Genomic DNA, 11,697 nt, shown 5'->3' on the forward strand with positions numbered 1-11,697 from the left:
GGTTAATCCTTCTTAAAGTAAAGACTGAGTTTCAGCAAAACCAAAACGAATATTCATGCACTGAACGGCTTGTGCTGCTGCACCTTTAAGTAGGTTATCTTCTGTACCCACTAAAATCAGGTGTTCACCTTTCAATACATAGCCAATATCACAAAACGGCGTACCGACTACCGATTTCAATGCAGGAACACCTTTTTCATATAACCGCACTAATGGTTTATTTTGATAGGCATCTTTAAACGTTTGTGTGATTTTTTCTACCGTCACACCCGTTTTTACTTTGCAAGTAATCGTTGCCAGAATGCCTCGAGAGAAATTACCCAAATGCGGTGTAAAAATTACCTCTCTCCCTAAATGAGTCGCGATTTCTGGCTGGTGACGATGCGTAAAGAGGCCATAAGGTTGCAAACTCACCTCACAAAAGCTGTTAGTCATTGAGGCTTTACGGCCTGCACCGGAAACACCGCTAGTGGCATTAATGACTGGCCACATAGCTTCATCCAGTAAATCTGCTTCAATCAATGGCTTAAGTGCTAATTGGGAAACCGTTGGGTAACACCCTGGTACTGCAATCAATTGTGCTTGATGAATTTTATCAGCCTGCCATTCTGCTAAACCGTAAACTGCTTGCATTAGCCATTCAGTATTTGTATGTTCAAAGCCATAGTATTGCGTATAAAACGCAGGATCTTGAACACGATAAGCACCGGATAAGTCGAACACTACGCAGCCCGCTTCAAGAAACTGAGGTGCAATGTCATGGCTCACTTCATGTGCCGTGGCAAGGAAAACAACATCAATACCTTTCGCTGCTTCCGCGACATCGATTAATGGCAGAACGGGAAGGTCGATGATGCCTTTATACTGAGGGTGTAAATCAGAAAAACGTTTATTTGCATCCGCACTTTGCTTCGATACCATCAATCCTTGAAGATTAACTTCCGGATGGCGTTGCAAATAAGCGGCTAATTCTGCTCCAGTATAGCCACTGGCCCCGATAATGAGTGTGTTCAACATATGCTTTCTACCTTGTACTCGTGACCCAAACAGTTTAATGTGTATTTTTATTCAAATAAAGTGCATGAATATTGATACTATTATGGATAAAGGCTGTCAACAGTGAATATTAAATTACCTGCATTTATTGAGATTTATCGTCAATTAATTGCCATTCCGTCGATTAGTGCGACTGATTCTCATTTGGATCAGAGCAATAAAGCTCTGGTGGAACTTCTCGGTGGATGGCTGGAGACATTAGGTTTTTCGGTCAACATTCAACCTGTACCGGAAACGCGTGATAAATATAATTTGCTTGCATCCATTGGCGAAGGAAATGGTGGGTTGATGCTATGCGGTCATACCGATACCGTGCCCTTTGATGATGGGCGTTGGAGCAAAAGCCCGTTTGAGCTGACAGAGCATGACGGCAAGTTATATGGGCTCGGAACCGCAGATATGAAAGGCTTTTTTGCTTTTATTGTTGATGCGTTACGCGATATGGATTTAAAACAACTCAAACGCCCACTGCATATATTAGCCACAGCAGATGAAGAAACATCGATGGCTGGTGCGCGTTATTTTGCAGCCAGTACAACATTAAGACCAGATTTTGCAATTATTGGCGAGCCAACATCGTTACAACCGATTCGCGCGCACAAAGGGCATTTATCAAATGCTATCCGCATTACTGGGCAATCGGGGCACTCTAGTGACCCAGAACGTGGCGTCAATGCAATTGAATTGATGCATGAGTCTATTTCCCACCTAATGGACTTACGAAATACGTTAAAAGAACGATTTAACAACCCTGCATTTGTCATTCCCTACCCGACGATGAACTTTGGTCATATTCATGGTGGTGACGCAGCCAACCGAATTTGTGGTTGTTGTGAATTACATATGGATATTCGTCCGCTACCTGGGTTAACTTTGCAAGATTTAGATGAACTACTTAATGAAGCTCTTGAGCCGGTTAGTGCCCGTTGGCCAGGTCGCTTGACGGTTGAATCCATGCATCCGCCGATCCCTGGCTATGAATGCCCAACGGACCACAAAATGGTCGCAGTGATTGAGCAATTGTTAGGGCAAAAAGCAGATACCGTGAATTACTGTACTGAAGCACCGTTTATCCAAGAGCTCTGCCCAACGTTGGTTCTTGGCCCTGGTTCTATTGAACAAGCACATCAACCTGATGAATTTATCGATATGCACTTTATTGAGCCTACTCGCCAATTAATTAGCCAAATGATTGAGCACTTCTGTTTCACTGAGTAAATCTGACTAGCCATAGATTCAAGCGCGACACTGAAAAGAGTCGCGTTTTTTTATCATGAATTATTTTCCTGTTGCCTTTGAAAAAACCTCAGCGTCATAATTTAATTTAAGTATTGACTATTGATACCGATCTGGTAATTTCCTTTAGACGTCTAAACGTATAGACGCACAAATGGATATAATAACGTACAAAAAATAGTTGTCTGCAAATTGCGAGGTTACAGGGTATGAGCTTTTTTCACGCAAATCAGCGCGAAGCGCTAAATCAAAATTTAGCTGAGTTAGATGGCCAAATTAATGTTTCATTTGAATTTTTCCCACCTCGCAGTGAAGAGATGGAGCAGACACTATGGAAATCCATCGATCGGCTCAAAAACCTGAAACCTAAATTTGTCTCCGTGACTTATGGTGCGAATTCCGGTGAACGTGATAGAACGCACAGCATCATCAAAGATATTAAAGATAAAACCGGTTTAATTGCCGCCCCTCACCTAACTTGTATTGATGCAAGCCCTGATGAACTGAAAGCCATTGCTCGTGACTATTGGAATAATGGTATTCGCCATATTGTGGCACTGCGCGGTGATTTGCCTGACAACAGCCGTAAGCCAGATATGTATGCCGTTGATCTCGTCGAATTGTTAAAAGGTGAAGCGGATTTTGATATTTCTGTCGCCGCCTACCCTGAGGTTCACCCAGAAGCTAAAAGTGCCCAAGCCGATTTAATTAGTTTAAAAAAGAAAATTGATGCGGGTGCTAACCGTGCAATTACTCAATTTTTCTTTGATGTTGAAAGCTATTTACGTTTTCGTGACCGCTGTGTCGCGACTGGCATTGATGTGGAAATTGTACCGGGGATCTTACCGGTCTCTAACTTTCGTCAACTTGAGCGTTTTGCCAAACTGACTAACGTACGCATTCCTGCGTGGATGAGTAAAATGTACGAAGGGTTAGACAATGACCCAGAAAGCCGAAACCTTGTTGGAGCATCCATTGCCATGGACATGGTTAAAATTCTTAGCCGTGAAGGCGTAAAAGATTTCCACTTTTACACATTGAACCGTTCTGAGCTTACCTATGCTATCTGCCATACTTTAGGCGTTAGGCCTTAGCCCCTCAATATCGTGATGTATTTTTAAAAGTACATCACGACATTGCTTTATGAAAGTTTCCTAATTCCACTTAGTTAAACTCATTGAAATCGAAAAATTCCAACAATGAGTATTAAATATGAAAGTTGAGTCCAATATCTCTTCGGTGAATGCTTCACCATCCACCTCGATTAAAGCAGCCGCATTCCCTACTGGATCATTTGAACAACGGGATGTCGTGATTATTAATCCCTATATGAATGGAGGTGGGGATAAAGTACTGGGTAATAAAGTCGCAAACATTGCTTTAAATGATGGCTGTAGGGTATCCATCATTTCAATAAATGCTGACAATATTGCAAAAATGGGCTGTCGTAATTTGTCGTTAAATGACCCCACTTTTAATTCAATTGACCAATTGAGAAATCCATTACTTATTATTACTCCAATTAGCACGCTGGAACCTCAACAAATTGAGTTTTGTATCACGTGGCTATGTCAACACCTTGATTTTAACAAACAAAAAGTAATGATCCTTGATGAAATGGATGTCCGTCCTCAAGACAGTAAACGGCTAGAATGTATAAAGCACCTACGTCATAATGGGTTTAAAAATATCCGCGCTTATAACTTAGGGTTAAATAATGGGATAGGTTATTTAGCAACAGAACAGAAACAGATAGATAATATTAAACACCGTTTCAAATATGAGTTATCCAACTTAATGGATAGTTATAATTTATCGTTAGCAAAAGATACCCACCACTATTTAGCCTATCTCAGTGCTGAACCTGTGTACCGACAAGCCAAACTCCCCATGCATAGTGCACAATTGTTCATTGCTAATAAACTTGTAGAAACACAGCATGATAATAAAGATACAAATTTTATTATTGTGATACGCCAGCTAGCCAATTGTTATCGTGATGATTTCAATATAGAAGAATTTGATAGGCATACAAAATACTACTTTGACGGTAAAGAAACTGTTTCCTCAGCCCTACAAGAAATACTGATAAAAAAAGAAGCAGGGAAATTTGATTCGCCAATGTTATTTTCAAAAGCACAATTATATCTTGCAGATACAGAGCAAGGAAAATTAGAAAAACTTTTTGAGCTTAAAGGTACTGGAAACCGACAAATTAATATTGTTGTAACTGAATCCCTCCCCAAAAATATTTTTGAGGATTTCATGTGCTTGGCTGATTCCGGCATGATGAGCGGTGATCAGTCACTTAGTGAGTATTTATCCTTAAAAAGCGCCGTACCTTACTACGACATGCAACCATGGAAAGAGGGAGTTGCTGATGGCTTAATCAAGTATGCAGAACAACATGGAACCAAAGATACTATGGTTTCTAAAATCAGTGGTTACAAACTTAATGGCGGCACTAGGGCTTCCTATTTAAATGCAACCCAGTATATTCCACCGACTCCAGAACAATTAGCTCAAGAAGAGGCAACTAATAAGAAAATTGCTAGCTTAAAAGCCAATGGTAAAATTCGTGAGTTCATCACGCCAAAAAAAGAATGGAAAAGATGGGATCAGTAGAAAGCAAGTCACTAATCGAGCAGAAGGCGGGATCACTCCGCCATCCTTTCACACCAATGTATGTACGGCTTCGTATATGGCGGTTCCTATCTATATTGAAATAAATCCAATACATGAATCTGTTTCGTTCATTGTGCCTACAAGCCGCTCGGAAAGCATATGTGATTTGTCGCTCGTGATATGCTATTGGTTAGCTAGCACTACTTTAGTTAGCTTAAAAATAAAGATCATCAATTATCCGGAACTGGCTATTTATATTTATTGTTTACAAAAGAGCTTCTGTTTTTTACAAAAATACATTGACGTGATATCGAAACTGATTAGTTTTCCGACCCACATATCCATAATAAAACCAGTGTTATTATCTTCTATATTCAAGTTTATCTTACCGCAATAAATATATTTAACGGTTAATGGTATAAATTAATTTTTAATATAATGAAAATTATCGCTTAAATATCAATCACAGAATTTAACATTACTGAAATATTAAATCCCCACAAATAATCATGTATTTCTCCTACAATTATCGCCCCATGTAAAATCAAATAAAAATAGCTAAAAAGCTAAATTCATAGAAATAAAAACCATAAAAATGTAATAATTCAGTTAAATTATGCAGTTTTTAGTATCATCTTATAAACACAAATCACCCTTTGATAAAATTATCTATCAAAAAAACAATCACAAACCATCATTCACTCCACTATTACTTTCTAATTATGACATTTTTCATTAAATTATCTTTTTTATTTGAACGCTTTTGAATTTTTCAAAAGTCAGCGTATATTTAATATTGAGCTCAAAATTAATACTATTTAATTACCACATGGTTATTGAGGAATTAAGACATGAGTAATAATGCATTAAATTCAAAACACAATGGAATGGATGATGTCTACGCATCATTAGAATTATCCAAATCATTACCAAAAACCAAATTTCCATTGAAGGAACAAGCACCACGTAATGTATTTAGTGCAGTACGCGATGAATTAATGTTAGATGGGAATTCACGCCAAAATTTAGCGACATTCTGCCAGACATGGGTAGATGATGAAATTCGTGATTTGATGGATTTGTCTATCGACAAAAACATGATAGACAAAGATGAATATCCACAAACGGCTGAAATTGAAAACCGCTGTGTACATATGTTAGCAGATTTATGGAATTCACCAGATGCAGAAAATACCCTTGGTTGTTCAACCATCGGGTCCTCAGAGGCTGCAATGCTTGGTGGGCTAGCACTAAAATGGCAGTGGCGTAAAAAACAAGCTGCTAAAGGAAAACCGACTGATAAACCCAACTTAATTTGTGGACCCGTTCAAATCTGTTGGCACAAATTTGCCCGTTATTTCGATGTTGAACTGAGAGAAATTCCACTTGAAGGCGACCGCCTTATCATGACACCGGAAGAGGTACTCAAACGCGTCGATGAAAATACCATTGGTGTCGTACCAACGCTTGGGGTGACATTTACCTGCCAATATGAGCCAGTCAAAGCCGTACATGATGCGCTCGATAAACTGCAAAAAGAGACTGGGCTGGATATCCCTATCCATGTGGATGGTGCGAGTGGCGGGTTCTTAGCCCCATTCTGTGCACCAGACTTAGAATGGGATTTCCGCTTACCACGCGTAAAATCCATTAATGCATCCGGCCATAAATTTGGTTTAGCCCCATTAGGCGCTGGCTGGGTAATTTGGCGTGAAGCCAAAGATCTCCCAGAAGAATTGATTTTTAATGTGAATTATTTAGGTGGCAACATGCCAACATTCGCACTCAATTTCTCTCGTCCTGGTGGCCAAATCATTGCTCAATATTATAATTTCTTGAGACTAGGTCGCGAAGGCTATGCAAAAATCCACAACGCTTGCTACGCAACCGCACAATATCTCAGCCGTGAAATTGAAAAATTAGGGCCATTTGAAATGATTTTTGATGGTGATAGCCAAACGGGTATCCCTGCATTAGCCTGGAAACTAAAAGAAGGCACAACCACCAGCAAATATTCCCTCTATGACATCGCAGACAAACTGCGTAGTCGCGGCTGGCAAGTTCCCGCCTATTCCATGCCAGCAAACCGTGAAGACCTTGTTATTCAACGTATTCTAGTACGTCATGGGGTCAGTTTAGATTTAGCGGCATTACTGATTGATGACTTCAAACGTACCTTAGAATATTTCGACAAGCACCCCGTCAATCAACCGCTAACAGAAGAAGAAGGCGGCGGTTTTAATCACAGTTAATTCTTTTATTCATGATTGTTTTGTTAACGAGCCAAAGAGCCTTAAGTTCTTTGGCTCCTACTGAGATCCGCCCAGCAAAGGCTGATTGTTTATCGATTTGAGGAGAACTCGTATGGCAACAACGACAGCTCCAGCCGCAAAACAGCTCACATTACTCGGCTTTTTTGCCATTACCGCATCGATGGTGATGGCCGTTTATGAATATCCAACATTTGCGACATCTGGCTTTAGCCTCGTATTTTTCCTGCTATTGGGAGGATTATTGTGGTTTATTCCTGTCGCCTTGTGTGCCGCAGAAATGGCAACCGTAGAAGGTTGGGAGGAAGGTGGTGTATTTGCATGGGTTTCTAACACATTAGGCGAACGCTGGGGATTTGCCGCCATTTCATTTGGTTATTTACAAATAGCAATTGGCTTTATTCCTATGCTGTATTTCGTCTTAGGGGCACTGTCTTATATTTTAAATTGGCCAGAACTTAATACAGACCCAATCACTAAAACGATAGGGGCTCTTGTTATTCTCTGGGTATTGGCTTTCACTCAATTTGGTGGAACCAAATACACGGCAACCATTGCAAAAATCGGTTTCTTCGCAGGTATTTTGCTCCCAGCTCTAATTTTAGTCTTTTTAGCGATCAGCTATTTAGTTAGCGGCTCACCATTAGCAATTGAAATTAGTACTGAAACTTTTATTCCTGATTTCACCAAAATTGGCACACTGGTGGTATTTGTCGCCTTTATTTTGAGTTATATGGGTGTTGAGGCATCCGCAACCCACGTCAATGAGATGAAAAACCCCGGCCGAGATTACCCCGCAGCGATGTTTTTACTCATGATAGCGGCAATTTGTTTAAGCTCAATTGGTGGGTTATCGGTGGCAGCCGTGATCCCAAACAGTGAAATTAATTTATCTGCTGGCGTAGTACAGACATTCAATGTGCTTGTCACACACTTTAATTCCTCCCTTGAATGGGCCGTAAGAATTATTGCTGCATTATTATTACTTGGTGTACTCGCAGAGATTGCTTCTTGGATTGTGGGGCCATCCCGCGGTATGTATGTCGCGGCACAAAAAGGCATTCTGCCGCAAAGCTTTGCCAAGGTGAATAAAAATGGCGTGCCGGTAACACTGGTAATTTCCCAATTACTGATCACGACAGTGGCAATTATTGTCCTCACCAATACTGGGGGCGGTGGCAATATGTCATTCCTTATTGCGCTCGCCTTAACCGTAGTTATCTATTTATGTAGCTATTTCATGCTATTTCTCGGTTACATGCATTTAGTGTGCAAACAACCAGAGAAAAAACGTGCATTTAATATTCCCGGAGGAAAAGGCGTTAAAGTTCTCGTCGCGTTAGTTGGCTTCATTATTTCTATCTTAGCCTTTATTGTTTCATTCTTCCCACCGAGCTCTTTACCTGAGGGGGCGAGTGATAACACCTATGTGACATTACTTGCGGTTAGCTTTGTGATTATCTTCTTACTCCCCTTTGTAATTTATGCATTCCATAACAAACAAGGTAAGAAAACCAATGTCGCGATGGTGCATATCAAAACGCATAATGCACCAGCTAACCATTTCTTTATTCACCCTCGAGCTCGCTCTACATATCACTTGATTCATCATGACAAACCAGATGATGGCTCATCCAATTCGTAATAACCCGTAAAAATAATGAGGGCTACCATTTGGTAGCCCTCATATTATTCAAGTACTTTAAAAATAAACAAACTAACCCGTATTACGCATACCTGCAGCGACCCCTGCAATCGTTACCATCAAGGCTTGTTCGACACGTGGGTCTGGGTGCTCTTGTTGGCGGGAACGATGTAAAAGCTCTGCTTGTAAAACGTTTAATGGGTCAGTATAAACATTGCGTAACGCGATGGATTCCGCTATCCAAGGTAAATCCGCCATTAGCGCTTCGTCTTTCGAAACCGCCAATACGCTTTTAATATCCTCAGACAACTGGTCACGTAGTTTTTGCCCTAATGGCCATAAGCGCTCTTCCACTAAGCGGTGGTCATAATATTCTGCTAGCCATAAGTCTGCTTTTGCATAAACCATTTCTAACATCGCAATACGTGTATTAAAGAATGGCCACTGCTGCCACATTTCATCAAGAACAGCTTGTTTGCCTTCTTTCTCAATGACATGTTTCAGTGCTGCACCAGCGCCTAGCCATGCGGGAAGCATTAAACGGTTCTGCGTCCATGCAAAGATCCATGGAATAGCACGCAAAGTTTCCACGCCACCCGTTGGTCTACGTTTTGCAGGACGTGACCCAAGCGGTAATTTACCTAACTCTAGTTCAGGCGTCGCAGCGCGGAAATAAGGGACAAAATCCGGTTGTTCACGCACATAATCACGGTACATCGCGCAAGACACATCAGATAGTGAATCCATCACGGACTTCCACTCATCTTTTGGCTCTGGTGGTGGTAAAAGATTCGCTTCTAATATTGCACTCGCGTATAAGGCAAGGCTGCTAATCGTGACTTGTGGCAAGCCGAATTTAAAACGGATCATTTCGCCTTGTTCTGTTACCCGCAGCCCACCTTTTAAACTACCTGGTGGTTGAGAAAGTAATGCTGAATGTGCAGGTGCACCGCCGCGGCCAATTGTACCGCCACGCCCATGGAATAATGTCAGTGTGACACCTTCTTTCTCACACAGCTTAATGAGTGCATCTTGTGCGCGATATTGCGCCCATGACGCCGCCATTACCCCTGCATCTTTAGCCGAATCGGAGTAACCAATCATCACCATTTGGCGGTCATCAATAAGGTCACGATACCACTCAATGCTTAAAAGCTTGGTCATCACGCTTTCAGCGTTGTTTAAATCTTCCAGTGTTTCAAATAGTGGCGCTACTGGCAAACGGACTGATGCCCCATTCTCTTTCAGCAACAATTTTACCGCCAATACGTCTGACGGAACTTTCGCCATTGAAATAACATAAGCTGCGATAGAATCATTTTTGGCTTTCGCAATCACACGGCAAGTTTCAAATACTTCCTGTGTTTCTGCGCTCGGTTGCCAGTCTTGAGGGATCAGTGGGCGTAACGATTGTAGCTCTGCCAGCAAGAATTGTTGTTTTTCCTCTTCTGACCACTGTGAGTAATCACCCAACCCTAAATACTGAGTTAGCTCTGCAATGGCTTCAGTGTGACGAGTGCTTTCTTGGCGGACATCAATACGTACCAGTTGCAAACCAAAGCTACGAATACGGCGCAGAGTATCCAACAACTGACCATTCGCAATGATTTTCATATTGCAGGCAATTAATGATTGATAACATGCATATAACGGGTCCCATAACTGGGCGTTGTCTACCAATAAGTCTGCTGGTGGTAAAACTTGCTCGCCTTTAACACGGCGCTCTAAATACTCTAATGTCGAGAATAATTGACTACGTAAATTTTTCGCAATTTGGCGATAAGGCTCATCAACGTCATCTCCCCCTGCTAGCGCACGCAGCTCTGGGGTTGCTTCTGTCATTGAAAGCTCTGAAACCAACACTTGAATATCTTTGAGGAATAAGTCCGCCGCTTTCCAGCGGCTCAGTAGTAGCACCTGACGGGTCACATCCGCAGTCACGTTCGGGTTGCCATCACGGTCGCCTCCCATCCATGAAGTAAAGCGGATTGGGTTTGCTTCAACGGGTAACACCGCGCCGATTGAATCTTCCAACTGTTCATTAAATTCACGTAAGAAAGCGGGAACCCCTTCCCACAATGAATTTTCAACAACGGCAAATCCCCATTTCGCTTCATCAATGGGCGTTGGGCGAATTTTACGAATTTCATCGGTATGCCATGATTGTGCCACTAATTGGCGTAAGCGGCGCATGATATTATTACGTTCATAATCTGCAATATCATCATGGTCGAGTTGTGATAAGCAGTTGTTTACCTCAACCAGTTTATGGATCAACGTACGGCGGGCAATTTCCGTTGGGTGAGCTGTTAAAACCAGCTCAATTGAAAGCTGTTCAACCGCTTTTTGAATATCGCCATCCGTGAAGTTTTTGCCTTTTAATCGGCTAAACAGATTTTTCAATGCCACTGGATTACTTGCCGCTTCACCGTGAGGCGAAATGCTGTGATATTGCTCAGCAACGTTTGTCAGGTTTAAGAATTGGTTAAATGCCCTTGCAACGGGTAGCAATTCATCATTAGAAAGATTTTGTAATGTCATCAGCAGTTTTTGGCGCTGAACTTCATTACCTGCACGGGAAGATTTGGAAAGCTTACGAATGGACTCAACTTTGTCGAGTATGTCCTCACCTAAGGCTTCCTTGATAGTATCGCCGAGTAGCTTACCCAGCATACTGACATTACTGCGCATTGCGGAATATTGCTGATTCATGAGACTCCTGACCTTGTGCTTCTGGCAGAATGCATTCCCGCACGGTTCACGGTTAACAGACTGCACCCAGTTTCCTGTAACAAAATTTCAGTCGGCTGCGTTAGAATTGTCGTTTTGTGATGCAGGCCGCTAAATTTACCCTTCAGTGTATAT

The 11,697-nt window shown here is 41.6% G+C and carries 7 protein-coding genes; 5 read left to right on the forward strand and 2 right to left on the reverse strand.

Annotated features, from left to right (window positions below):
* Positions 1-12: 12 nt before the first annotated feature.
* Entirely contained in the window at positions 13-1,017 is a 1,005-nt protein-coding gene (gene argC, locus PSE72_RS14325; RefSeq protein ID WP_115168146.1) for an N-acetyl-gamma-glutamyl-phosphate reductase, read from the reverse strand.
* Positions 1,018-1,119: 102 nt separating this feature from the next.
* Between argC and argE the strand changes: the two genes are divergently transcribed.
* The 5 genes from argE (at position 1,120) to gadC (ending at position 8,832) form a co-directional block, all read left to right on the forward strand.
* Complete coding sequence (gene argE / locus PSE72_RS14330; RefSeq protein WP_217007834.1) at positions 1,120-2,274, forward strand: acetylornithine deacetylase; 1,155 nt, start codon at positions 1,120-1,122, stop codon at positions 2,272-2,274.
* Between the two features lie 227 nt (positions 2,275-2,501).
* A complete protein-coding gene (gene metF, locus PSE72_RS14335; RefSeq protein ID WP_110731562.1) occupies positions 2,502-3,386 on the forward strand; it encodes a methylenetetrahydrofolate reductase in 885 nt (294 codons plus the stop codon).
* Between the two features lie 118 nt (positions 3,387-3,504).
* A complete protein-coding gene (locus PSE72_RS14340) occupies positions 3,505-4,917 on the forward strand; it encodes a hypothetical protein (protein WP_110731561.1) in 1,413 nt (470 codons plus the stop codon).
* Between the two features lie 851 nt (positions 4,918-5,768).
* On the forward strand, positions 5,769-7,169 hold the full coding sequence (locus PSE72_RS14345) for a glutamate decarboxylase (RefSeq protein WP_004907076.1): 1,401 nt from the start codon (positions 5,769-5,771) through the stop codon (positions 7,167-7,169).
* A gap of 112 nt (positions 7,170-7,281) precedes the next feature.
* A complete protein-coding gene (gene gadC / locus PSE72_RS14350) occupies positions 7,282-8,832 on the forward strand; it encodes a glutamate:gamma-aminobutyrate antiporter (RefSeq protein WP_110731560.1) in 1,551 nt (516 codons plus the stop codon).
* 72 nt (positions 8,833-8,904) lie between these two features.
* Here gadC and ppc read toward each other — a convergent pair whose 3' ends face one another.
* A complete protein-coding gene (ppc, locus tag PSE72_RS14355) occupies positions 8,905-11,544 on the reverse strand; it encodes a phosphoenolpyruvate carboxylase (protein WP_109912971.1) in 2,640 nt (879 codons plus the stop codon).
* Positions 11,545-11,697 lie beyond the last annotated feature (153 nt).

Source organism: Providencia sp. PROV116 (assembly GCF_028482485.1).
Taxonomy (GTDB): domain Bacteria; phylum Pseudomonadota; class Gammaproteobacteria; order Enterobacterales; family Enterobacteriaceae; genus Providencia; species Providencia rettgeri.